19 protein-coding genes are annotated in these 24984 nt (G+C 67.3%); 7 read left to right on the top strand and 12 right to left on the bottom strand.

The features are described from left to right. Positions 1 to 34: 34 nt before the first annotated feature. A complete protein-coding gene (locus tag F7R26_RS24070; RefSeq protein ID WP_150985021.1) occupies positions 35 to 298 on the top strand; it encodes a hypothetical protein in 264 nt (87 codons plus the stop codon). Positions 299 to 323: 25 nt separating this feature from the next. Here F7R26_RS24070 and F7R26_RS24075 read toward each other — a convergent pair whose 3' ends face one another. After that, a complete protein-coding gene (locus F7R26_RS24075; protein ID WP_150985022.1) occupies positions 324 to 731 on the bottom strand; it encodes a VOC family protein in 408 nt (135 codons plus the stop codon). A 216-nt stretch (positions 732 to 947) separates the two neighbouring features. Between F7R26_RS24075 and F7R26_RS24080 the strand changes: the two genes are divergently transcribed. After that, a complete protein-coding gene (locus F7R26_RS24080; RefSeq protein ID WP_193692233.1) occupies positions 948 to 2882 on the top strand; it encodes a sigma-54-dependent Fis family transcriptional regulator in 1935 nt (644 codons plus the stop codon). A 50-nt stretch (positions 2883 to 2932) separates the two neighbouring features. Here F7R26_RS24080 and F7R26_RS24085 read toward each other — a convergent pair whose 3' ends face one another. From F7R26_RS24085 to F7R26_RS24100, 4 genes are all read right to left on the bottom strand, one after another. Beyond that, positions 2933 to 3325, bottom strand: a complete 393-nt coding sequence (locus F7R26_RS24085; protein ID WP_150985023.1) for a DUF779 domain-containing protein — start codon at positions 3323 to 3325, stop codon at positions 2933 to 2935. 57 nt (positions 3326 to 3382) lie between these two features. Continuing rightward, on the bottom strand, positions 3383 to 4411 hold the full coding sequence (gene adhP / locus F7R26_RS24090; protein WP_150985024.1) for an alcohol dehydrogenase AdhP: 1029 nt from the start codon (positions 4409 to 4411) through the stop codon (positions 3383 to 3385). Positions 4412 to 4523: 112 nt separating this feature from the next. Then, on the bottom strand, positions 4524 to 6044 hold the full coding sequence (gene adh, locus F7R26_RS24095) for an aldehyde dehydrogenase (RefSeq protein ID WP_150985025.1): 1521 nt from the start codon (positions 6042 to 6044) through the stop codon (positions 4524 to 4526). A gap of 223 nt (positions 6045 to 6267) precedes the next feature. After that, positions 6268 to 7215 (bottom strand): LysR family transcriptional regulator, encoded by a 948-nt coding sequence (locus F7R26_RS24100; RefSeq protein WP_150985026.1) that lies wholly within the window; start codon positions 7213 to 7215, stop codon positions 6268 to 6270. Between the two features lie 116 nt (positions 7216 to 7331). On the opposite strand from F7R26_RS24100, the gene F7R26_RS24105 reads away from it, so the two are divergent. After that, positions 7332 to 10892 (top strand): indolepyruvate ferredoxin oxidoreductase family protein, encoded by a 3561-nt coding sequence (locus tag F7R26_RS24105; RefSeq protein WP_193692234.1) that lies wholly within the window; start codon positions 7332 to 7334, stop codon positions 10890 to 10892. 86 nt (positions 10893 to 10978) lie between these two features. Here the strand turns inward: F7R26_RS24105 and F7R26_RS24110 are convergent, their stop codons facing one another. Further along, entirely contained in the window at positions 10979 to 11296 is a 318-nt protein-coding gene (locus tag F7R26_RS24110) for a YnfA family protein (RefSeq protein WP_150985028.1), read from the bottom strand. After that, positions 11293 to 12288 carry a 5'-nucleotidase gene (locus F7R26_RS24115; protein WP_150985029.1) on the bottom strand — a complete coding sequence of 332 codons (996 nt, stop codon included), beginning with the start codon at positions 12286 to 12288 and terminating at the stop codon, positions 11293 to 11295. Before F7R26_RS24115 ends, F7R26_RS24110 begins: the two co-directional genes overlap by 4 nt. Positions 12289 to 12492: 204 nt before the next feature. Between F7R26_RS24115 and F7R26_RS24120 the strand changes: the two genes are divergently transcribed. Beyond that, a complete protein-coding gene (locus F7R26_RS24120; RefSeq protein WP_150985030.1) occupies positions 12493 to 13041 on the top strand; it encodes a hypothetical protein in 549 nt (182 codons plus the stop codon). Next, on the top strand, positions 13038 to 13535 hold the full coding sequence (locus tag F7R26_RS24125) for a hypothetical protein (RefSeq protein ID WP_150985031.1): 498 nt from the start codon (positions 13038 to 13040) through the stop codon (positions 13533 to 13535). The genes F7R26_RS24120 and F7R26_RS24125 overlap by 4 nt, the downstream gene beginning before the upstream one ends. A 9-nt stretch (positions 13536 to 13544) precedes the next feature. Here the strand turns inward: F7R26_RS24125 and F7R26_RS24130 are convergent, their stop codons facing one another. Beyond that, positions 13545 to 14480 carry a LysR family transcriptional regulator gene (locus tag F7R26_RS24130; RefSeq protein ID WP_150985032.1) on the bottom strand — a complete coding sequence of 312 codons (936 nt, stop codon included), beginning with the start codon at positions 14478 to 14480 and terminating at the stop codon, positions 13545 to 13547. 115 nt (positions 14481 to 14595) lie between these two features. Here F7R26_RS24130 and F7R26_RS24135 point away from each other — a divergent pair, with 115 nt between their 5' ends. Next, the gene (locus F7R26_RS24135; protein WP_193692235.1) at positions 14596 to 16116 is read left to right on the top strand and encodes a CoA-acylating methylmalonate-semialdehyde dehydrogenase; all 1521 of its coding nucleotides are present in this window, start codon (positions 14596 to 14598) and stop codon (positions 16114 to 16116) included. Positions 16117 to 16481: 365 nt separating this feature from the next. Then, on the top strand, positions 16482 to 19157 hold the full coding sequence (mdeB, locus tag F7R26_RS24140) for an alpha-ketoglutarate dehydrogenase (protein WP_150985033.1): 2676 nt from the start codon (positions 16482 to 16484) through the stop codon (positions 19155 to 19157). Positions 19158 to 19342: 185 nt separating this feature from the next. On the opposite strand, the gene F7R26_RS24145 is transcribed toward mdeB, so the two are convergent. From F7R26_RS24145 to F7R26_RS24160, 4 genes are all read right to left on the bottom strand, one after another. Further along, a complete protein-coding gene (locus tag F7R26_RS24145; RefSeq protein ID WP_150985034.1) occupies positions 19343 to 19708 on the bottom strand; it encodes a hypothetical protein in 366 nt (121 codons plus the stop codon). A gap of 186 nt (positions 19709 to 19894) precedes the next feature. Next, positions 19895 to 21199, bottom strand: a complete 1305-nt coding sequence (locus tag F7R26_RS24150; RefSeq protein ID WP_416351361.1) for a c-type cytochrome — start codon at positions 21197 to 21199, stop codon at positions 19895 to 19897. After that, on the bottom strand, positions 21199 to 21750 hold the full coding sequence (locus F7R26_RS24155) for a (2Fe-2S)-binding protein (RefSeq protein ID WP_150985035.1): 552 nt from the start codon (positions 21748 to 21750) through the stop codon (positions 21199 to 21201). Before F7R26_RS24155 ends, F7R26_RS24150 begins: the two co-directional genes overlap by 1 nt. Continuing rightward, positions 21747 to 24581: a xanthine dehydrogenase family protein molybdopterin-binding subunit gene (locus tag F7R26_RS24160; RefSeq protein ID WP_150985036.1), complete on the bottom strand. Its 2835-nt coding sequence runs from the start codon at positions 24579 to 24581 to the stop codon at positions 21747 to 21749. Before F7R26_RS24160 ends, F7R26_RS24155 begins: the two co-directional genes overlap by 4 nt. Positions 24582 to 24984: the final 403 nt, after the last annotated feature.

Genomic DNA, 24984 nt, shown 5'->3' on the forward strand with positions numbered 1-24984 from the left:
GGCGGCCGGTGCGGCCGCGCACGGAGCCAAGGGCATGACCGGACAAAACGACCAGAAAGACCAGCAAAACGACGTCAATAACCGCGCGGAAGAAGCCCAGGCGATGGAGCGCGTCGTCAACGCCACCCGCCAGGTGCAGGTGGCCTTTACCGCGCTGCAGGGCCAGTTTGCGCCGCAGGGCAGCGGTAAGCCGTCAAAGATGGCGCTGCAGACCTTCGATGCGTCGCTGCAGGCGCTGGAAGATGCGCAAGCGGCATTTGACGACGTGCTGAACGACCTGCTCGACGGCAAGCGTTGATTCCGGTGGGCGCCGCATCCGGCGCTCAGTGTGCTGGATAGGCCGCCACTTCGATCAGGTTCCCGTCCGGGTCCCGGCAATAGACCGAGGTCATCGGGCCGAGCGCGCCGGTGCGCGCCGCCGGTCCTGCCTCGATCGGCACATGGTGCGCAATCCAGTGCGCGATCACGCTCTCCAGCGTGTTGTGGGTGATAAAGCACAGATCGTCGCTGCCGGTGGTCGGGTGAACGCCGGTGAACCACGCCACGGTGTCCGTATCGATCGGGCGCAGGTTGATCTTCTGCTGGCCGAAGCGCACCGAGACCCGCTTGCCGGTGCGCGACTCGAAGTCCTCGCGCTGCATGCCCAGCACGCTCTCGTACCACGCCGCGCTGGTCTCCACGTCCTTCACATTCAGGACGATATGGTCGAAGCGATCTATCACAATGCTCATCGTGCGCCCCTCGAGGGAGTGAAACGGCGGAGGCCGGGCGCGTAGCGCGCGTGCGGCAAACATGTACTTTACACCCGACTTACGGGTGGTGCGCGCGCGATGCGCGCCCGGCATGTGATAAGGTCTGGCGGCAAGGTCGCCATGCCGCCAGACAGGCCGGCACGATAGACGGCCTGACCCGGCCACGCCGGGATCCAGAACAGGAGACCTGCCGCCATGAGCAGCACGCTTGCCAGCCACGCCGCAATGCCGGACGCCGATCCGGAGCGCCGCATCCTGATTGCCCGCGCGCACGCGCGCTCCACCGGTTTCGGCCTCGAAGCCACCCATGCGGCGGACTATCAATCGCTGGGCACGCGCGCGCTGCACGAACTGGTCGACGCCAACCAGATGCTGTACAAGCACGCGCTGCCGGTCATGGAAACCCTGCACGCGCAGATCGCCAATACCGAGAGCATGGTGCTGCTGACCGACAGCGGCGGCGTGATCCTGCACAGCCTGGGCGACGGCGATTTTGCCGACCGGGCCAGGCGCGTGGCCTTGGCCCCGGGCGTCTCGTGGGCGGAGTCGAGCAAGGGCACCAACGCCATCGGCACGGCGCTGGCCGAGGCCCGGCCCGCGGTGGTCCATGCCGACGAGCATTTCCTGCGCGCCAACCGCACCCTGACCTGTTCCTGCGCACCGATCTCCGGGCCCTTTGGCCAGGTGCTGGGGGCGCTCGACGTCAGCGGCGATCATCGCGGCTTCCACAAGCACACCATGGCGCTGGTGCGCATGTCGGCGCAGATGATCGAGAACCATCTGTTCTCCACGCATTTCACCGATGCCGCGCTGGTGCGCTTTCATGCGCGCCCGGAGTTCGTCGGCACGCTGTTCGAAGGCATGGCGGCGTTCGCGGCCGATGGCACCTTCCTGGCGGCCAACCGCAGCGGGCTGTTCCAGCTCGGCTTGTCGCCCGACGCGCTGAACCGCGAGAGTTTTGCCGCCTTGTTCGGCATGCCGCTGGGCACCGCGCTCAAAGAGGGCGCCGATGCGTCGGGCCAGTTGTTGACATTGACCCTGCCAAGCCGTGTGCTCGTGTTCGCGCGGATGTCGCTGCTCGCGCCGCCGCGCCGCGCGCAGGCCGCGCGTGCCCCCAGATCGGCTGCCACCTCGGCGCTGGCCGCTCTCGATACCGGGGACGCCCGCATGGCCGCCGTGCTGCAGCGGGTCGACAAGGTGCGCGGACGCGATATTCCCATCCTGGTGCTGGGCCGCACCGGTACCGGCAAGGAGTGGCTGGCGCGCGCCATCCATCGCGATTCGCCACGGGGCGCCGCGCCATTCGTGGCCGTGAATTGCGCGTCGATCCCGGAGTCCCTGATCGAGGCGGAGCTGTTCGGCTACGAGGACGGGGCCTTCACCGGCGCGCGGCGGCGCGGCAGCCCGGGCAAGCTGGTGCAGGCGCACGGCGGCACCTTGTTCCTTGACGAGATTGGCGACATGCCGCTGGCGCAGCAGGTGCGGCTGATGCGCGTGCTGCAGGAGCGCGCGGTGACCCCGCTGGGCGGCGCCCACGCGATTCCCGTGGATTTGCGCATCATCTGCGCCACCCACCGCGACCTGCGCGCGATGATCGCGGCAGGCACCTTCCGCGAGGATCTGTACTACCGCATCAATGCGCTATCGGTGACGCTGCCGGCGCTGCGCGAGCGCACGGACTTGCCGGTGCTGGTGGAGCGCATCCTGACGCAGCAACTCGCGCAGGCGGAGCAGGGCGAGCACGGCGATGCGCATCCAACCCGCGTTGCCGCGGACGTGCTGGCGCTTTTTCAGCGCCATCCCTGGCCGGGCAACCTGCGCCAGATGGTCAACGTGCTGCGCACCGCGGCCATCATGGCCGAAGGCGAAGACGAGATTCGCGTGGAGCATTTGCCGGAGGATTTTGAGCGCGAGCCGGTGTTCGCGCAGGACAGGGACGCCGCGCCAGCCTTCATGCCCACGACGCCCATGATGCCCGTGATGCCCGCCGGTACCCCCGAGCGCCTGCGCGACCGGGAAGCCGCCATGATCCACCAGGCGCTGGCGCGCCACGGCGGCAATGTCAGCCTGGCCGCGCGCGAGCTTGGCCTGTCGCGCAATACGATTTACCGGCGGCTAAAGCGCAGCTGAAGCGCGGCTAATGCGCCGCTAATGCGCCGGTTTCACGTCATGCCGGCGCTTCACGGCGCCGGCTCCCGCTCCAGCCGCGCCGCCTCTTCATCGCTGAACAATTCGGAGCGCGTCAGGAACCGCAACCCGGTCGGCCCTTCCAGCGAAAACATCCCGCCCGATCCCGGCACCACGTCGATCACCAGCCGCGTGTGCTGCCAGTACTCGAACTGCGCACGCGTCATGTAGAACTTCGCGCCACCGATCTCGCCGAGGCAGACATCGGCCTCGCCAATGATCAGGTCGCCGTCCGGGTAGCACATCGGCGCGCTGCCGTCGCAGCAGCCGCCCGACTGGTGGAACATCAACGCACCGTGCTGCGCGCGCAGGCGCTCGATCAGCGCCAGCGCGGCAGGCGTGGCGACGACGCGCTGCACGGCGTCAGGTGACTGGGGGGCGGGCATCGGGCGGATCCTTGCCTTCAGGTGGCAACTTCAGACGACGACTTCGGCTGGCAAACCTCAAGCAGCAAAGTCCATCACGACCCGGCCTTCGATATCGCCGGCGCGCATGCGCGTGAAGATCTCGTTGATCTTCTCCAGCGGCGCGGTGGACACGGTCGCCTTGACCGCTCCATGCGCGGCGAAGTCGAGCGACTCCTGCAGGTCGCTGCGGGTGCCGACGATGGAGCCGCGGATGGTAATGCCCTTGAGCACCACGTCGAAGATCGGGGTGGGGAAGTCTCCAGGCGGCAGGCCGTTGAGCGCCACCGTGCCACCGCGCCGGACCATGCCGATCGCCTGGCCGAACGCCTTGGGCGAAACCGCCGTCACCAGCGCGCCGTGCGCGCCGCCGATTTCCTTCTGCAGGAACGCCACGGGATCGGTGGTGCGCGCATTGACCGTGACCTCGGCGCCCAGCTTGCGGGCGAGTTCGAGCTTCTTGTCGTCGATATCCACCGCCGCCACGCGCAGCCCCATGGCGCGCGCATATTGCACCGCCACATGGCCAAGCCCGCCGATGCCGGAGATCACAACCCATTGGCCGGGCCGCGTATCGGTCACCTTCAAGCCCTTGTAGACGGTCACGCCCGCGCAAAGGATTGGCGCAATCTCCACGAAGCCCACGCTGTCCGGCAGCAGGCCCACGTAGTTGGGATCGGCTACCACGTACTCGCCATAGCCGCCGTTGACCGAGTAACCGGTGTTCTGCTGCTTCTCGCACAGGGTTTCCCAACCTTGCAGGCAGTGCTCGCAGTAGCCGCAGGCGCTATACAGCCAGGGCACGCCGACGCGATCGCCTTCCTTCACGCGGCTCACGCCCGCGCCTACCGCCGAGACATAGCCCACGCCTTCGTGGCCGGGAATAAAGGGCAGGGTCGGCTTGACCGGCCAGTCGCCTTCGGCGGCATGGAGGTCGGTGTGGCATACGCCGGAAGCTTCAATCTTGACCTGGATCTGGCCGCGCCCGGGCTGCGGCACGGGCACTTCATCGATCGTGAGCGGGGTGCCGAACTCCCGCACCACGGCGGCTTTCATCATCGCTGTCATCTCGACTCCTGATTCTGTTGGCAAGGACGCCCGCGCCGCGCGGCGGTAAGCCGGCGGGGGCGGGCACCATGCCGATCATGTCATGGGCGCGAGCGCCCATTCTTGCGCTGTATCAAAAGAAGCCGAGCGCGTTCGGGCTGTAGCTCACCAGCAGGTTCTTGGTCTGCTGGTAGTGGTCCAGCATCATGCGGTGGTTCTCGCGCCCGATGCCGGATTGCTTGTAGCCGCCAAATGCCGCATGCGCCGGGTAGGCGTGATAGCAGTTGGTCCACACGCGGCCGGCCTGGATGCCGCGGCCCATGCGGTGTGCGCGCGAGCCGTCGCGTGTCCATACGCCGGCGCCCAGCCCGTAGAGCGTGTCGTTGGCGATTTCCAGTGCTTCTTCCTCATCCTTGAAGGTGGTGACAGAAACCACCGGGCCAAAGATCTCTTCCTGGAAGATGCGCATCTTGTTATGGCCGGAGAACACCGTGGGCTTGACGTAGTAGCCGCTCGCAAGGTCGCCACCCAGCGCGTTGCGCTCGCCGCCGATCAGGCATTGCGCGCCTTCCTGCTTGCCCAGGTCGATATACGACAGGATCTTCTCAAGCTGCTCCTGCGAAGCCTGCGCGCCGATCATGGTGGCCTTGTCGAGCGGGTGGCCTTGCTTGATCGCCGCCACGCGCTTGAGCGCGCGCTCCATGAAGCGCTCGTAGATCGACTCCTGGATCAGCGCGCGCGACGGGCAGGTGCAGACCTCGCCCTGGTTCAGCGCGAACATGGCGAAGCCTTCCAGCGCCTTGTCGAAGTAGGCGTCGTCGGCGGACAGCACGTCTTCAAAGAAGATGTTGGGCGACTTGCCACCCAGCTCCAGCGTGACCGGGATCAGGTTCTGCGAGGCGTACTGCATGATCAGCCGCCCGGTGGTGGTCTCGCCGGTAAAGGCGATCTTGCTGATGCGCGAGCTGGAGGCCAGCGGCTTGCCTGCCTCGAGCCCGAAGCCGTTGATCACATTGAGCACGCCCGGCGGCAGCAGGTCGCCGATGATTTCCATCAGCACCAGGATCGAGGCCGGCGTCTGCTCCGCGGGCTTGAGCACCACGCAGTTGCCGGCGGCCAGCGCGGGCGCGAGCTTCCACGTGGCCATCAGGAGCGGGAAATTCCACGGGATGATCTGGCCGACCACGCCCAGGGGCTCATGGAAGTGATAGGCCACGGTGTCGTGGTCGATCTCGGAAATGCCGCCTTCCTGCGCGCGGATGCAGCCGGCGAAGTAGCGGAAATGGTCCACCGCCAGCGGCAGGTCGGCCGCCGTGGTTTCGCGGATGGGCTTGCCGTTGTCGATGGTCTCGGCCACCGCCAGCGTGACCAGGTTGGCCTCGATGCGGTCAGCGATGCGGTTCAGGATGTTGGCGCGCTCGGTGGTGGAGGTGCGGCCCCAGGCGCCCTTGGCGCGGTGCGCGGCGTCCAGCGCGGCGTCCACGTCCTTCTGGTTGGAGCGCGGCACGCGCGTGAAGGGCTTGCCGGTAATCGGCGAGATCGCTTCAAAGTACTGGCCATCGGCCGGGGACACCCAGGCGCCGCCGATATAGTTTTCGTACTGTTCCTTGTAGGGATACGCAACGCCCAGCTGGGCGATTTCCGCCATGTTCATGTCTGTCTCCGTTCTGTGCTGTGATGTCTGTCGTGCCACGTTGTTCGCGCACAAGCATCCATCCGCAAAAGCTGTGCCTGGCGGACACGACGCAGCGAGAACGGCGAAACCACGTAAAACCTGGCAAGCAGGGGGCTATGCCGGCGGCCGCCAGTGTGCCGCGGTGCGCCAGGGTGTACCAATCTGGAACAGCATGTGGCGCCTTGGCACAGGGGATTGCCGCCTAGCTGCCGCTGGCATGGATCAGGAACTCGCGCAGCGCATCGGCGGGCTTGTCCAGCTTGCGCCCCGGTTGCCACAGCAGCCCCAGTTCCATGTCCGGCACGCCTTCGGCGATCGGCCGCGCCTCGATCTGCTTGCCTTCCAGCGACCACGGGCGGTACACCATGTCGGACAGCACGGTCACGCCAAAGCCGTGCGCCACCAGCCCGCGCAGCCCCTCCATCGAACTGGTGCGAAACGCGATCGATGGCGCCAGCCGCTTGCTGCGCCAGTAGCGCAGCGTGGAGCGCTCGCCTTCATCCACCGTCAGCAGGATGTAGGGATGCGCCGCGATGTCCTTCAGCGTCAGCCTGGGCAGCGCCAGCAGGGGATGCGACGGCGACGCCCATAGCTGGCGCCGCGAGCGGATCAGCGTGTGGTGGGCAAAGCGTTGCAGCCGTTCGATATTGGACAGCAGCCCGATGCCAAGCTCGATCTCCCCGGCCAGCACGGCGCGCTCGATGCCCGGACGGTCCATGTCGTGCAGGTCGAAATCGATATCCGGGTAGTTGGTGCGAAACCGCGCCAGCAGGCCCGGCAGCAGGTAGCCCAGCACGGTGTACGACGCCGCCAGGCGCACCGTGCCGCTCAGGTTGTGCGCCTGGAAGCGCGGCTCGCGCAGGGTGTCCTGCACGGCGTCCAGGATCTGCCGGGCGCGCTGGTGCAGCCGGTGGCCCTCCGCCGTCAGGGCCACGCCGTGCGGCAGGCGGTCAAACAGGCGCACGCCAAGCTGCTGCTCCAGCATCAGCACGGCATTGGTAATGGCCGATTGCGACACATGCTCGGCGGTGGCGGCCATGGAGAACTGGCCGGTCTCCGCCGCCGCGGCGAAATAGCGGAACTGCCGCAGGGTGATTTCCTTGGCGATGCGCTGCCCGCCGTCTTCCTTCCCGTACCGCGCTTTCGCCATATGCCACTCCGCTATGTGTTTTTCGGATACCAGCTCTCTGAATTCATGATTTTACGATATCGGCCAGCCTTCCTACACTCAGCGACAGCCCACAAGAGCACCCGGAGACAGCATCGATGAATGCCCCCCTATCCTCAGCCCAGCAAGATGCGCTAGCGTCGGTTTCCCTTGACGATAGATACACCCTGGAAAAAGGCCGCGTGTATCTCAGCGGCACCCAGGCGCTGGTGCGCCTGCCCATGCTGCAAAAGGCGCGCGACCTTGCCGCCGGACTGAATACGGCGGGCTTTATCTCCGGCTACCGCGGCTCCCCGCTGGGCGGCGTGGACCAGGCGCTGTGGAAGGCCAAGAAGCACCTGGCCGCCAGCGACGTGGTGTTCCAGCCCGGCGTAAACGAAGACCTGGCCGCCACCGCCGTGTGGGGCACCCAGCAGGTCAACCTGTTCCCGGACGCGACCCGCGACGGCGTGTTCTCGATGTGGTACGGCAAGGGTCCGGGGGTGGACCGCTCCATCGACGTGCTCAAGCATGCCAACTCGGCCGGCTCCGCCAGGCACGGCGGCGTGCTGCTGCTGGCCGGCGACGACCACGCCGCCAAGTCGTCCTCGGTGGCGCACCAGTCCGAGCACGTGCTGCTGGCCTCCGGCATTCCGGTGCTCTATCCGTCCAACGTGCAGGAATACCTCGACTACGGCCTGCATGGCTGGGCCATGAGCCGTTACTCCGGCCTGTGGGTATCGATGAAATGCGTGACCGACGTGGTGGAATCCACCGCCTCGGTGGAGGTCGATCCGGATCGCGTGCAGATCGTGCTGCCGGAGGACTTCACCATGCCCGAGGGCGGCCTCAATATCCGCTGGCCAGATCCGCCGCTGGCGCAGGAAGCCCGCCTGCTCGACCACAAATGGTACGCGGCGCTGGCCTATATCCGTGCCAACAAGCTCAACCGCGTGGTGCTGGATTCGCCCAACGCGCGCTTCGGCATCATGACCGCCGGCAAGGCCTACCTCGACGTGCGCCAGGCGCTGTCCGACCTGGGCCTGGACGACGATACCTGCCGCCGCATCGGCATCCGCGTGTTCAAGGTGGGCTGCGTGTGGCCACTGGACGCGCACGACGCGCGCGAGTTCGCCACCGGCCTGGAAGAGATCCTGGTGGTGGAAGAAAAGCGCCAGATCCTCGAATACGCGCTCAAGGAAGAGCTCTACAACTGGCGCGACGACGTGCGCCCCAAGGTCTACGGCAAGTTCGACGAGCGCGGCAACCACGGCGGCGAATGGTCGCTGCCGCGCGGCAACTGGCTGCTGCCCGCGCACTACGAGCTATCGCCCGCGCTGATCGCCAAGGCCATCGCCACCCGGCTGGAGAAGAGCGACCTGCCCACCGACGTGCGCGAGCGCATCGCCGCGCGCGTGGCGCTGATCGAGGCCAAGGAGCGCGAAGCCGCGCGCCCGCGCATCTCGGTGGAGCGCAAGCCCTGGTTCTGCTCGGGCTGCCCGCATAACACCTCCACCCGCGTGCCCGAAGGCTCGCGCGCGCTGGCCGGCATCGGCTGCCACTATATGGCGATGTGGATGGACCGCAATACCGACACCTTCAGCCAGATGGGCGGCGAGGGCGTGGCGTGGACCGGGCAGATGCATTTCACCGGCGAGAAGCATGTATTCGTCAACCTGGGCGACGGCACCTATTTCCACTCGGGACTGCTGGCGGTCCGCGCGTCCATCGCGGCCAAGGCCAATATCACCTACAAGATCCTGTTCAACGACGCCGTGGCGATGACCGGCGGCCAGCCGGTGGACGGCGTGCTGACGGTGCCGCAGATCGCGCACCAGGTGCTGGCCGAAGGCGCCAGCAAGATCGTGGTGGTCACCGACGAGCCCGAGAAATACGGCGACGGTGGCATGCTGCCCGCCAGCGTGACCGTGCATCACCGCGACCAGCTCGATGAGATCCAGGTACAGCTGCGCGATACCGCCGGCGTCACCATCCTGATCTACGACCAGACCTGCGCCACCGAAAAGCGCCGCCGCCGCAAGCGCGGCACCATGGCCGATCCCGCCAAGCGCGCGTTTATCAACGACGCGGTCTGCGAAGGCTGCGGCGACTGCTCGGTCAAGTCCAACTGCCTGTCGGTGGAGCCGCTGGAAACGCCGCTGGGCACCAAGCGCAAGATCAACCAGTCCTCCTGCAACAAGGACTTCTCCTGCGTCAACGGCTTTTGCCCGAGCTTTGTCACGGCTGAGGGCGCACAGGTGCGCAAGCCGGCCGCGGCGGGCGGCAAGGGCGCGCTCGCCGATTTCAGCGCGCTGCCGCCGCCGGCGCTCCCCACGCTGGAGCGGCCTTACGGCGTGCTGGTAACAGGCGTTGGCGGCACCGGCGTGGTCACCATCGGCGGCCTGCTCGGCATGGCTGCCCACCTGGAGCAAAAGGGCGTGACCGTGCTCGACATGGCCGGCCTGGCGCAGAAGGGCGGCGCGGTGATCAGCCATGTGCAGATCGCTCCGACCCCGGCCGCGCTGCACGCCACCCGCATCGCCACCGGCGAGGCACGGCTGGTGATCGGCTGCGACGCCATCGTCTCCGCCTCGCCCGAGGTCTTGTCCAAGACCCGGATTGACGTAACGGCGGCCGCGATCAACAGCGCCAACACGCCCACCGCCGACTTCATCAAGAACCCGAACTGGAAATTCCCGGGTGCCTCGGCCGAGCAGGACCTGCGCGCCAGCGTCGGCGACGCTTGCGCCTTTATCGACGCCAATGCGTGGGCCGTGACGCTGCTGGCCGATTCGATCTACTCCAACCCGCTGCTGCTGGGCTTTGCCTGGCAAAAGGGCTGGGTCCCGTTGCGGCGCGATAGCCTCGTGCGCGCCATCGAGCTGAACGGCGTATCGGTCGAGAAGAACCTGCTGGCCTTCGACTGGGGCCGCTATCTGGCGCATCACGGCGAGGCTGCGCTCGCGGCGCAATTGCAGACCGCGCCGCGTGCCCAGGTAGTGGCCATGCCGGAAACGCTCGATAGCGTCATCCGCCAGCGCGAAGCCCTGCTCACGGCCTACCAGAACCCGGCGTACGCCGCCCGGTACCGCGCCGCGGTCGAAAGCGTGCGCGCTGCCGAGAAGCGCGTGGGCGCCAACCCTCGCTTGCCGCTCGCCGAAGCCGTGGCGCGCAACCTGGCCAAGCTGATGGCCTACAAGGACGAGTACGAAGTCGCCCGCCTGTACGCCGACTCGGCCTTCCTGGACAAGCTGCGCGCGCAGTTCGAAGGCGAACCTGGCCGCGACTACCAGCTCAGCTTCCATCTGGCTCCCCCGCTGCTGGCCAAGCGGGACTCGCATGGCCACCTGGTCAAGCGCCGCTTTGGCCCGGCCATGCTGACCGCCTTCCGTCTGCTGGCACGCGCCAAGGGCTTGCGCGGCACCGCCTTCGACGTGTTCGGCAAGACCGCCGAGCGGCGCGCGGAACGCAAGCTGATCGAGGACTACATCGCGATGGCGCAGGAGTTCGGCGCAACGCTGAATGCGGACCGGCTGGATACGGCGGTCGCGCTGGCGAGCCTGCCCGACGACATCCGCGGCTTCGGGCATGTCAAGGAAGCCAATATGGAGAAGGTGGCGGCGCGGCGGGTGGCGCTGCTGGCGCAGTATCGCGGGGAGGCGGTGCGGGTCGCGGCCTGAGTGGTCGCGGGCGCAATGGCTGGCGGGGCGGGGATCGGGAGGGCGGGCGCTAGCCGTTGCGCGAGCGCCCCATCACGCTCTGCGCTTCAACGCGGCTGAAAAACAATGATTGCCATCCCGGCGATCGCCACCGCCACCCCCGCCAGATCCCAGTGGCTGGGCTTCACCCCATCCACCAGCCAGAGCCACGCAATCGCCACCGCAATATAAATGCCGCCATAGGCCGCATAGACCCGCCCGGAAGCATCCGGGTGCAGCGACAGCAGCCAGGCGAACAGCGCCAGCGACAGCGCGCCTGGCACCAGCAGCCATGCGCTGGCACCCTGGCGCAGCCACAGGTAGGGGAAATAGCAGCCCAGGATCTCCGCGCAGGCCGTGATGAGGTAAAGGGCGAAGGTCTTCATGCGGCGGAGATGGGTGCGTTGCCGGCCTGGCTGGCGGCATCGGTGTCGTCGTGCCTGGCGCGCTTGCGCGCGGGCCTGCGTTTGCCGCCGCCCAGTTCTCCACCTTTGTAAGGCACCCGCCCCGACGGCACCACCGCCGACGCCAGCTCCACATGCCCTTCCTGGTCGTCGAAGAACATATGCGCGCCGAACGCCTGCAGAACCTGATCCTTGGGCAAGCCGCCGAGGAAAAAGGCTTCATCGATGCTGACGTTCCACGCGCGCAGGGTATGCACCACCCGTGTGTGCGCCGGGCTGTTGCGCGCCGTCACGATGGCGATGCGCACCGGGCATTGCCCAGGCGCGAAGTGCGACTGGATCTCCGCCAGCCGGAGCAGCAGCTTGGCAAACGGCCCTTCGGCCATGGCCTTGTGGCGGTGTTTCTGCTCATGCCGGACAAAGGCTTCCAGCCCCTTTTGCTTGAAGATCTGCTCGGACTCTGGCGAGAACAGCACGGCATCGCCGTCGAAGGCAATACGGATCTGGCCGGCGGGGGCGTGATAGTCGGCGGGCGCGGCGTACAGCTGGGCCGCGGCCACGCCGCCGTCGATGGCGGCCTGCACGTCGGTGGCTTCGCGTGAGAGGAACAGGTCCACCTTGAAGGCTTGCAGATAGCGCGAGATCGGTTCGCCGCCGGTGAACGCCGCGCGGGTGATGTCGAGCCGGTGGGTCTCGATGGCATTGAATGCGCGCAGCCCGGTGTCCGGCGAATTGCGCGAGATCACCACGACCTCGACCAGCCTTCGGTCCGGGATCAGGTGATTGAGTCCGAGCAGCGCCTGCACCAGCGGAAAGGCCGTGCCCGGCAGCAGGGGTTCGTCCTCATGCTGGCGCTGGTAGGCGGAGTAGGACGCCACCCCCTCGGATTGATAGATGCCGTTCTCGTGCTCGAGGTCGAACAACGCCCGGGACGAGATGCCGATGACGAGTTTGTCTGTGAGATCGTAGGCCATGCCGCAGTATAAAGGCAGACGATTCGGCGCTGGCGACGCGCCGGGCGGATGCGCCGCTCACCGGCTGCATCCAGCGCACGCTGTCGTTCTTACAATCTTTGACATTTCTGCGCTTTGCGACGCAAGTGCGCGCGCGTATGCTGGCCCGCATTTGCGAATGCGCCGGCCATGCCGGGCATCGCCTTCCCCGATTTCCCATCCCCCATGATCACTCCTGATTCCCTCCGCGCGCGGCCCGGGACCGGCCTGCGTGGCCCGGCCGCGCTTGCCGCCGCGCTTGCCCTTTGCTTATCCGCCACGGGCTGCAGTTCCTTGCTGAGCGAGGGCACGGCGGCCGGTGCGGGCATTGCCGGCGCCAGCATTGCCGGTGCACTGACGGATAACGCGGCGGTGGCGACCGGCATCGGCCTGGGTGTGCAGGCGGGTGCCAGGGCCGCCTTGCAGTACAGCCAACGCAAAATCCACGCAGCGGCGCAAGACCGCATCGCCATGGCCGCCGGCCCGCTGGCCGTGGATGCGGTGGCGGACTGGAAGACCGACCACGCCGTGCCGCTCGAGCCTGCGGAGCATGGCCGGGTCACGGTCAGCCGGGAGATCGGCGGCAAGTCCCTGCAGTGCAAGGAGATCGTGTTCTCGGTGGACGACGAAGCGAAAGCCAGCGCGTTCTATATCGCGGCGATCTGCCGGGACGGCCAGACGTGGAAGTGGGCGTCGGCGGAGCCGGCCACCGAGCGCTGGGGGGCGCTGCAATGAGCGGCCCGCACCGCTTGCGGGTCATCGTGCCCGTGCTTGCGGCCGCCCTGGCCACCGGCTGCTCGTCGGTCGGCGACCTGACCGGCGCGGTGGCCGGCGTGGCGACCGGCGCGGTCACCGGCAACCCGGCCCTGGCCGCCGGTGTGGCCATCGGCGTCAGCGCTGCCACGGATGCCGGCGCCAAATACGTCTTGCGCAACTGGCAGCAGGCGGAGCAGGACAGCATCGCCGCCACCATCGGCGCCATGCCGGTCGATGCGCAGCAGCGCTGGGAAATCCGCCACCCCTTGCCCTATGCCAACGAGCATGGCTGGGTGCGGGTGGTGCGCGTCATCCGCACGCCGCTGGCGGAATGCCGGGAGGCGCTGTTCTCGGTGGACGACGACGCCAGGCAACAGCGCGCCTGGTTCCTGACCACCGCCTGCCGGCAGCCCGCCGGCTGGAAATGGGCGGCGGCGGAGCCGGCGGTGCCGCGCTGGGGCAACCTGCAGTAAGGCAGGGCGTCAGCCCATCGTGAAGCCATCCTTCAGCGTCTCGCGCAGGTAGTCCACAAACACGCGCACGGCGCGCGGCAGGTAGGGGCTGTAGGGGCGGATGGCGAACAGGTGGTCGCCAAAGGCCCCCGCCGGGCGCCAGTTGGGCAGGACCTTGACCAGCCTGCCGGCGGCGACGTCCGCCTGGGCGGTGAAGTCCGGCAGCAGGGCGATGCCCAGTCCGCCCAGCGCCGCCTCGCGCAGGGCCTCGCTGTTGTTGGCGGCAAAGCTGCCGTGGATGGCCACGCTGCGCCGGGTGCCGGCGCAGCGCAGCGGCTCGAAGCTCCAGGTGGGCGATTCGCCCCGGCGGAAGTAATGCAGGCAGGCATGCTCGGCCAGTTCCTCCGGGGTTTCGGGCGAGCCATGGCGCTTCAGGTAACTGCGCGTTGCCACCAGCACCGTGTTCGTGCGGCATAGCGTCCAGGCGATATGCGTATCCGGCGCCACCGAGGCATGCCGGATTGCCAGGTCGAAGCCCTCCTGCGCCAGCGCGGTGAACTTGTCGGAAAACTCCATCTCGATCCGCACCTCCGGATAGGCCTTCAGGAAGGCCGGGATGCGCGGGACGATCTGCTGCCGGCCCAGCGCCACCGGCGCCGTGACCCGCAGCAAGCCGCGCGGCTCGCCGGCAAGATCGCGCACGCCTGCAAAGCCGCGCTCGATGTCCGCGAAGGCGTTGCGCGTGGTGTCCGCGAGTTGCTGGCCCGCTTCGGTCAACCGGACGCTGCGGGTGGTCCGCTGCACCAGCGGCACCCCGGCGCTGCGCTCCAGCTCCGCGATGCGCTGGCTCATGGCCCCCTTGCTCAGGCCCAGGCGCACGGCCGCAGCGGTGTAGCTGCCAAGCTCACCCAGCACGACCAGCGAGTAAAGGTGCGCCCAGTTGGGTTCTTTATTTTCGTCTTCCATCGCGGCATTGTTTACTTTGCTAAACAATGAGTCAAGCCGCGCGGCATTGATGGGGGAAGGGGCCGTGACTACACTCGTCGCATTGGCTAAACCCTCTTTCCTGCAAGGCAGCAACGTGAAGACTCCCATCGCATACACCGAAGGCGGCCAGCTCGGCCACTACATCAACGGCAGCCGGGTTGCCAGCGTCAGCGGACGCACGCAGGATGTCTTCAATCCGGCCACCGGCGCCGCCGCGCGCACCGTGGCGCTGGGCTCGGTCGACGAAGCCGGCAGCGCGGTTGCCGCTGCGGCCGCGGCCTTCCCGGCCTGGGCGGACACGCCCCCGATCCGCCGCGCGCGGGTCATGCAACGCTTCCTGCAACTGATGAACGAGCATCGCGACACGCTCGCGGCGATGATCACGGCGGAACACGGCAAGGTCTTTTCCGACGCGCAGGGCGAAGTCTCCCGGGGCATCGACATCATCGAGTTCGCCTGCGGGATTCCGCAATTGCTCAAGGGCGACTACACGGACCAGGTCAGCACCGGCATGGACAACTGGACGCTGCGCCAGCCGCTGGGCGTGGTGGTTGGCATCACGCCGTTCAACTTCCCCTGCATGGTTCCGTGCTGGATGTTCCCGATTGCGCTGGCGGCCGGCAACACCTTTGTGCTCAAGCCCAGCGAGCGCGATCCCAGCGCCAGCCTGTTCATGGCGGATCTGCTGACCGAAGCCGGCTTGCCGGCCGGCGTGTTCAACGTGGTGCAGGGCGACAAGGTCGTGGTAGACGCACTGATCGAACATCCTGACGTCAAGGCGGTGAGCTTTGTCGGCTCTACCCCGATCGCCCAGTACATCAGTGAGCGCTCGGCGCATTTCGGCAAGCGCGTGCAGGCGCTCGGCGGCGCCAAGAACCACCTGGTGGTCATGCCCGACGCGGACATCGAACAAGCCGTGGACGCCCTGATCGGCGCCGGCTACGGCTCGGCCGGCGAGCGCTGCATGGCGATCTCGATCGCCGTGCTGGTGGGCGATGTCGCGGACAAGATCCTCCCGCTGCTGGCCGAGCGCGTGAAGGCACTGGTGATCGGCAATGGCATGAACGCCGAGGCCGAGATGGGCCCCATCGTCACGCGCCAGGCCCTGGAGCGGATCGAAGGCTACGTCGGCCTCGGCGTGGAGGAAGGCGCCACGCTGGTGGTGGACGGGCGCGATTGCCGCGTGCCCGGCCATGAAGCGGGCTTCTTCACGGGCGGCACCTTGTTTGACAACGTGACCCCCGCCATGCGCATCTACAAGGAAGAAATCTTCGGCCCGGTGCTGGGCTGCGTGCGCGTGAAGGATTTTGCCCAGGCCGTGCAACTGGTCAACGACCATGAGTTCGGCAACGGCGTGGCCTGCTACACCAGCGACGGCGGCGTGGCGCGTGAGTTTGCGCGGCGCATCCAGGTCGGCATGGTCGGCATCAACGTGCCCATCCCGGTGCCGATGGCCTGGCACGGCTTTGGCGGCTGGAAGCGCAGCCTGTTTGGCGACACCCACGCGTATGGCGAGGAAGGCGTGCGCTTCTACACCAAGCAGAAGTCGGTCATGCAGCGCTGGCCCGACAGCATCGGCAAGGGCGCCGAGTTCGCTATGCCGACGGCGAAGTAACTTCGGGCAACTGCACCGGATGCATCGGGTCCGGTCAGTCCCATTTATTGCAGTTTGCGTGCGCTGAATACCCGCCTCATCAGGCGCGCTTCGCGTTGAGCCACGCTGGAAGCACCCGGCATGATCATCGTCCCCGCCGGGTTTTGCCGCGCCCGGGCAATTGATAGGCGCACCGGCGATACGCCAAGCCCATCTGCCACCACTTGCAGCCGGCGTGCCCGTCCCCACGGCACGTTGCGCTGCCAGCCGCCCAGCCGCAGCACGCTACGCTGCCGGCGGCCGGCTTCGCCTGCCAATTCGGCAGCTTCTGCCGCGGTCTCCTCCCTACAATCCTATAAAGAGGAACAAAGCCCACGGAGACCGCAATGCGTGCCCTGCCAAAGACAGCCGCCATCCAGATTGCCCCTGGCGAAGGGCACGACCCCGACGTTGAGGAAACCCGCGAATGGCTCGACGCCCTGGCCGGCGTCTTTCGCACCGGCGGCGCGGCGCGTGCGCGCTTCCTGCTGGAGCGCCTTGCCGAGCATGCCAGCCATCTCGGCCTTGGCGAACGGGCGCATCCGTACTCGGCCTACCAGAACAGCATCGGCGTAGGCGAGCAGCCGCGCTATCCCGGCGACCTTGCCATGGAGCAGCGGCTGACCTCGATCATCCGCTGGAACGCGCTGGCCATGGTGGTGCGCGCCAACAAGGCCTACGGCGAACTAGGCGGCCACCTTGCCAGCTATGCCTCCGCCGCCGAGATCTTCGAGGTGGGTTTCAATCACTTCTTCCGCGCCGACGATGGGGACCACAAGGGCGACCTGGTCTACTTCCAGCCGCATTCCGCGCCGGGCGTCTATGCCCGCGCCTTCCTGGAGGGACGGCTGTCCGAGTCCCAACTGGCGAGCTACCGGCAGGAAACCGGCGGCGGCGGCCTCTCCTCCTATCCGCATCCCTGGCTGATGCCGGATTTCTGGCAATTCCCGACCGGCTCCATGGGCATCGGCCCGATCAGCGCGATCTACCAGGCCCGCTTCCTGCGCTATCTCGGGCATCGCGGCATTGCCGACACCGCTGCGCGGCGCGTGTGGGGCGTGTTCGGGGATGGCGAGATGGACGAGCCGGAGTCGCTTGCCGCGCTCTCGCTGGCGGCACGCGAGCAGCTCGACAACCTCACCTTCGTCATCAATTGCAACCTGCAGAGGCTCGACGGCCCGGTGCGCGGCAACGGCCAGGTGATCCACGAGCTGGAGGCGCTGTTTGGCGGCGCAGGCTGGCACGTCGTCAAGGTGGTCTGGGGTTCCGAGTGGGATGCACTGTTTGCGCGCGACACCAATCACGCGCTGCTGCGGCGCTTTGCTGCGATGGTGGACGGCGAGTACCAGAACCTCGGCGCCAAGGATGGCGACTACAACCTGGCCCACTTCTTCAACACGGACCCCGAGCTCAAGGCGCTGGTCGCCAGCATGAGCAGCGCGGATATCGATGCGCTGCGCCGGGGCGGCCATGACTTTCGCAAGCTGTACGCCGCATTCCAGGATGCGCAGGCGCACAAGGGCAAGCCCACCGTGATCCTCGCCAAGACCAAGAAGGGCTACGGCATGGGCGAAGCGGGCGAATCCCGCATGACCGCGCACCAGCAAAAGAAGCTCGATATCGACGCGCTGCGTGCCTTCCGCGACCGCTTTGCGCTGCCGCTGGACGACGATGCCGTGGCGGAGCTGCGCTTCTACAAGCCGGCCGACGACAGCCCGGAGATGACCTACCTCCATGCGCGCCGGCAAGCGCTGGGCGGCTACCTGCCAGCCCGCGCGCGCACCGCGCCCGCGCTGCGCATGCCCGACCTGATGCAGTACGGCCGCTTCGCCATGGAGCCGGACGAGCGCGCCGTCTCCACCACCACGGGCGTGGTACGCCTGTTCACCAACCTGATCAAGGACAAGGAAATCGGCCCGCGCGTGGTGCCCATCGTGGCCGACGAGGCGCGCACCTTCGGCATGGCCAACCTGTTCCGGCAGATCGGCATCTACTCGCCGGTAGGGCAGCTCTACGAGCCGGAAGACGCCGGCTCGATGCTGTACTACAAGGAAAGCCAGCAAGGGCAACTGCTGGAAGAAGGCATCACCGAAGCCGGCGCACTGGCCTCGTGGACGGCTGCGGCAACGTCATACAGCGTGAGCGGCGTCGCCATGCTGCCGTTCTATATCTATTACTCGATGTTCGGCTTCCAGCGCGTCGGCGACCTGATCTGGGCGGCGGCGGACCAGCGCGCGCGCGGCTTCCTGATCGGCGCCACCGCCGGGCGCACCACGCTTGCCGGCGAAGGCTTGCAGCACCAGGATGGCACCAGCCAGCTGATTGCCGCCACGGTGCCGAACTGCCGTGCCTACGATCCGGCCTTCGCCAGCGAAGCCGCGGTCATCATCCACCACGGCGCGCGCAGCATGCTGGAAGCGCAGCGCGACGAGTTCTACTACCTGACCGTCAACAACGAGAACTACGTGCAGGCGCCGCTGCGCGAGGACGCGCACGACGACGTGATCAAGGGCATGTACCTTTTCGGCACGCGCGGCCCCGAAGGCGCTGCCACCAGCGTGAGGCTGCTCGGTTCGGGCGCCATCCTGCGCGAAGTCATCGCCGCCGCGGACTTGCTGGCAAGTGACTGGGATATCAAGTCAGAGATCTGGAGCGTGACCAGCTTTTCCGAGCTCGCCAGGGACGCCCGCGAATGCGAGCGCGCCAGCCTGTTCGCCAGCGGCGGCGAAACGCAAAGCCATTTGCAGCGCTCGCTGCCGGGCGCTACCCCGGTCATCGCCGCCACCGACTACGTGCGGGCCTACGCGCAGCTCATCGCCTCGTACCTGCACGCGCCGTTCACCGCGCTTGGCACGGACGGCTTCGGGCGCAGCGATACGCGCGCCGCGCTGCGCCGCTTCTTCGAGATCGACCGCTACCACGTGGCGATTGCCGCGCTGCGGTCGATTTCTCCGGCGCTGCATGCCAAGGGGCTGGAGCGCTATGGTGTGAGGACGGAGGTGGATGCGCCCTGGGCGCGTTAAGGCAGCGCGTGCGCGCTTGTCTCCTGTCCGGCTTGCACAGCAAAGGGGCGCAGGCCGCGGGAGGCAGAGGATGGCGATGAAGCGGGAGGGGGCCATCGAACGGCCTCATCATATGGCCCCATCAAACGGCCCCCCCCAACAGCTCCATGTGCGTCAACAGCCGAGCCTGCTGCACGCAGCACGACTCAATCCCGGCCCACATCCGCTGAGGGTTCATCCAGCAAGTGCCCGAACTCATCCAGCTCCTTCTGGATCCGCGCCATGCTCGCGTCAATCGCCTGCGGCGTGATTTCGCCGTCGACGAACTCAACCGAGACACGGGTAACACGCGGATCTTTGTCGATCATGCCCTGCAGCACCTTGTCGAAGAACTTCTCCCCCGCACGCAAGCCGAGCGGGCGGGGAACCAGCACCTTGACCAGCAGGACCTCCTCTTCACTTTTCGCCTTGGCCGCATCGGCAAACGCGGTCCGGAGATACGATTTGAGTTTCAAAACACTCAGGTTGCCAGGAACAGCAATATGCGACACCCGCACCTTTGCTTCAGCCATGCTACTTCTCCGCCGAAATTGAACGCGAGGACTATACCGCAGCCGGCATCGGCCGCAATGGGATGCGGCCCTGTGGCCATGTAGCCAGCCAGAATGCCCTGTTCGCCGCGCCTGTTTGCGCGGCCAGGTCATCCTGTCCGGCTGCATTCATCCGATACGCCAGCACCGGCAGCACAGCGTCCTGCCTCAATGCCCCTTGCCCGCCTCCACGCGTAGCGCCTTCACCTTGTCCGCGCTCACATCACCGGGCTGTCCGCCATAGCTTGCCCGCAGGTAGTTAGCCAGGTCGGCCAGTTCCGCATCGCTCAGGCGCGAGGCAAAGCCCGGCATGTCCTGCAGGCTCTCCAGCCCGGGGAATTTCTGCGCTTCGATGCCGTCGAGCATGGACACGATCAGGTTATGCGGATCGGCGTTGCGCACGGTGGAGTTGCCCAGCATCGCCACCGCCACATGCGGCTTGCCTTCACCCTCGCGGCCATGGCAGCCGGCGCAGACGGCCAGGTATTGCTGGCGGCCAGGCTTGAACTGCGCTGCGTCCGCGCTGGCCGGCTTCACTGGCTGGGGCTGCGGCGGCTGGTCACCCAGCAGGTAAGTGGACATGGCGGTGAGGTCGGCCTTGTTCAGGTACTGGCTGCTGAGATGGACCACGGGGAACATCTCGCCGTAGGCCGAACCCTGCGGCGCCATGCCGGTGGCGAAGAAGGTCTGCAGGTCCGCGCCCGTCCAGCCGCGCGCGGCCAGGCCCGCCGGTGTGATGTCCGGTGCGGCCACGCGGCCGAGCGCGGCGCCGGCCAATGGCCTGGCCGCGTCCAGGCGGCCGAACGTGGCGCGCGGCGTGTGGCATTCGGCGCAGTGGCCCAGTGCGTTGGACAGGTAGCGGCCGCGCTGCCAGGCCGGGGTCTGGCCGGTGGAGGCATCGGGCAACTGGTCCTTCAGGAACAGCAGGTTCCAGCCGACCAGCGCCACGCGCATGTTGTACGGAAAGCTGAGGTCGTGCGGCCGGTTGGCCACGGCGGCTGGCTTTAGCTGCATCAGGTAGGCGTACATCGCATCGGTGTCGCCGCGCGACAGGCCGCGGAACGAGGTGTAGGGCATGGCGGGGTAGAGATGCTTGTCCGGCGTGACGCCATCATGCAGCGCCTTATAGAAATCGTCGGCGCTCCACTTGCCGATGCCGTGGTCCCTGTCCGGCGTGATGTTGGTGCCGTAGAAGGTGCCGAACGGCGAGGCCAGTTCCACCCCGCCGGCAAACGGCGCGCCCTGGGCGCTGGTATGGCAGGCGGCGCAATCGGCGGCGCGCACCAGGTAGCGCCCGCGCGCGATCTGGTCGGCGGGCGAGAGCCGGGTGGCGGGTTGCTGGTCGGCGGCGGTGTCGATCGGGGCGGCATGGTCGCCGCAGCCGGCCAGCATGGCGGCGCCCAGCGCGGCCAGGGTGGCCAGCGTGGCGCGCGCGTGTCGGAGGAGGTTGGGCTGGCGCATCGTACTCGTCATCACTTGTCTTCCTTTACCAGGCCCGGGGTGTTGACCACCACGTCCTTGACGGCTTCGAAGTAGCGCACATAGCCGGTGCAGCGGCAGATATGGTCGTTGAGCGCCGCGGTGATGGTTTCATCCACCTTGCCTCTGGCCACCGGCTGGCGCTTCAGGCGCTCCACCAGGATGGTCGCGCCGTTGACGAAGCCGGGCGTACAGTAGCCGCACTGGAAGCTGAAGTGCTCCAGGAACTTCTGCTGCACGGGCGACAGTTCCACCACCTCGCCCTTGTCGTTGCGCTTGGCGTGGCCCTCCACCGTGCGCACCTTCTTGCCCTGGAAGTAATGCGCGCCGGTGATGCAGGCGCGCACTTCCTCGCTGGTGCCGTCGGCCTTGTCGTGGATCACCACGCAGGCGTGGCAGATGCCCTGGCCGCAGCCCAGGCGCGACCCGGTGAGCGCAAGGTACTCGTGCAGGAAGTCGATCATCATCAGGCCTTCCGGCACATCGATGGGGCCAACGTCCTTGCCGTTGATATTGAGGGAAAGCGGTTGGGTGGCGAGGCTCATGCCAGGATCTCCTGAATCTTGTCGGCGCTGACCGGCAGGGCGGTGAAGCGATGGCCGATGGCATGCGCGATGCCGTTGACGATGGCGCCTACCACCGGAATCATCACCACTTCGGCGATGCCCTTGGGCGGATCGGTTTCGGATACGGGCGGCAGGACCGTCCCGGTTTGCGTCCATACGGCCACGTCGCTGGCGCGCGGCAACGCGTAGCGGTTGAAGTTCCAGGTGCCGTTGCCGGGCCCGTCCTCGTAGAGCGGCAGGAACTCGTGCAGCGCATGGCCGATGCCCATGGCGATGCCGCCCTGCAGTTGCCCGGACACCAGCGCCGGCGACAATTGCGAGCCGCATTCCATGATGGAGTGATGGCTGAGGATTTCCACCTTGCCGCTGGCCGCATGCACCGACAGCTCCACCAGTGTGCCCACCGCGCTGTAGTAGGTCACGCTGGCGTTGTTGCGCTGGGTCGGCGCGATGTAGACCTTCTTGCGGTCCAGCACCTGGTAGCCGCCGCTGGTGGTCATGCGCGCCTTGCGCGCGGCGTCGGCGCCGTCGCCGTAGCGCACCGACAGCCCGTCGATGGGCAGCCGGGTGGCCGTGCCGTTGACGTCGAAGTCGGCTTCGGTCCATTGCCAGCGATTGAACACGTGCACCGTGGCGCCCGTGACCAGGCCGAGCTCGTGTGCCTTCCTGGCCAGCTGCTCGTAGGGCAGCGCTTGCAGGCCGCCGGCGGTGAGCTTGCCTTCGACCCAGCGTGCGTCTTCCACGCGCACCACCAGCGAGGCCGCCTGGCCGCCGCCAATGCCCTGGCTCCAGATTGCCATGGCCGCCGGCCACAGCCCATGCATGAAGACCACCCGGGCGGCTTCACGGGTGCTGTGGCTGAAGTAGTAGGCCGAGTTGGTCGCACTCGATGGCGACGCATACGCCGGCGACCAGCGTGGGTTGGCCGACAGCTTGTCCTGGTCGGCCTGGCTCATGATGTAGGGATCGCCGGTGGCGGTGACGGGCAGGTCGGGCCAGTCGGTGACCGCCACGCGCACCTCGGTGGCGGGCTTGCCCAGCCAGCGCGCCACGGCCACCGCTTGCGAGGTGGACATGCCGGTGCCGATTTCCGCGCCGCAGTGATGCAGCGCGATGGTGCCGTCCGTGCGCATCTCCACCTTGGCGAACGAGGCCTCGGCGCCGGTGCCGAAGTCCTTCTGCACGCAGGCAAAGCCCACGCCGTAGTGCCGGCCGGGATGGCTGGCTTCAAAATCTGCTTTGCGCTTCGCGCGGTTGGCCCACAGCGGATGGGCCTTGGCCGCCTGCAGCACCTCATCCACGCGAATCGCGCCGGCGGGGATCGCGCCCTGCGTGTTCTTCATGCCAGAGCGCAGCGCGTTTTTCAGGCGGAACTCGATCGGGTCGAGCTTCAACTGCTCGGCGAACTCGTCGACCATCATCTCGGTCGCCGCCATGCTCTGCAGCGTGCCGTAGCCGCGCGCGGAGCCCGCGTCGATGGCGCGCGAGGCAATCGCCACCGCGGTCAGGTCATTCTTCGGGAAGTAATAGATCGACTGCGCCGCGGTGGCGCCCACCATCGCCACGGACGGCGAGAAGTTGGCGCGGCCGCCACCGTTGGCCTCGAAGTCGCCCTGGAACGACTGGAACAGCCCGGTGTTCTTGTCCACCGCGATGCGGTAGCGCATCTTGAAGGCGTGGCGCTTGATCGAGGTCTGGAACTGCTCATAGCGGTCGTTGGCCAGCCGCACCGGCCTGCCGTCGGCGTAGAGCGCCGTCACCAGGCCGTAGAACGGGAAGTTGTAGTGATCCTTGGAGCCGTAGCCCACGGTGTAGCAGGGATGGACAAACACCTGCCTGACCGGGAACGCGCCCTTGGCCTTGGCCATCATCTCCGCCGTGCTGTCGCCGACTTCGATGGGCGACTGGGTCGGCACCACCATGTGCAGCGCCTGGGCGCTGGCGTCGTACCAGCAGTTGGCGTTGTCCGGCTCCAGCGCGGCGGTGTCGATGGACTGCGTGTTGTACTCGCGCTCCAGCACCAGCCAGTCGGCCGGCGGCTGGTCCAGCTGCTGGCGGATCTGCCCGGCATGGAACATGCCTTGCTCGCCAAGCTGGCCGTGGTCCTTGCCATCGGGCCAGACCGGCTCGTGCTTGCGCATCATGCTGGGGAACAGCGGTGCGTTTTTCAGGCTGGAGAATACGTCGTCGTCGAACGGCGTCTCGCCGCCCACCCGCACAAAGCGGAACGTGCCCCACGGATCGCGCTCCAGCGGGCCGGTCTCGGCACCGTAGCGGATGATCTCGTCGTGGAACTTGAGCTTGTCCTTGGCAAAGCGGAAGCGGGCGAAGTCGTGATAGATCAGGATGGCCACGGCGTGGCCGAGATAGGCCGGCGTCTTGCCTTCCGGCAGCAGCATGTCCTCGCCGTAGAAGGCGGGAAAGGCCACGCCGTCGCGCGCCAGGTCGGCGGCGGTGACCACGCGGTCGGGCTTGAGATCGTCACCCAGCAGCGCCAGGTCGAAGCCCGCATAGCTGCGGTCCGCCCTGGTGGCGCGCAGGATGAAGGCATGCGATTGCGCCTTGGGCCAGTGCGGCATGTCGCGCGAGCGGATATCGCGCGCGAAAACCTTGTCGCCGGTGACCTTGGCCATGCCGTCGATGCGGAACCTGGGGGCGCCGGTCTTGGGGTCCCACTGGACCGGGGTCAGGATCTTTTCTTCGAACAGGGCTGCGAAGGCCTTGCCGCCGATCGGCGCGATATACACCGACACCCCGGCCACGACGCTGGCTTTCAGGAAAGTGCGGCGCGTTGGGCTGAAGTTAGCCATGGATTTTCCTTGAGAATGCGCGGATGCCGCCGCAGCGGCGTCCGGCCGAGATACGCGGCCTGATGCGTCCGGCCTGGGCAGCCGGGCAAACGAAACGGGAGGAGCCGGAAGGCGGGGGGCAGCGGCAATCAAGGTCTCCGTGCATGGGGGCGCGGGCACGAAGTACGGCACCGGCGCGGATTACGACGCAAGACTGGGCTGGTGATCTGTGGGGCAATGCAAGGTTTTATTCTAGGCGTGGAAGTGCACGCCGGGGCGCGGATTCTGCGCCGTCGGGGGTGCGGTAGCAACGGGGCTGGCTGAATACTGCTTATCACGGCCGTGTCATCCGTTTGGGGCGACATTGAGGTAGCGCATTGTGCGCAGCACAAATCCACGCCGCGCCGCCGTGCCGCGCCCGCGA

It is taken from the genome of Cupriavidus basilensis, assembly GCF_008801925.2.
Classification (GTDB): Bacteria; Pseudomonadota; Gammaproteobacteria; order Burkholderiales; family Burkholderiaceae; genus Cupriavidus; species Cupriavidus basilensis.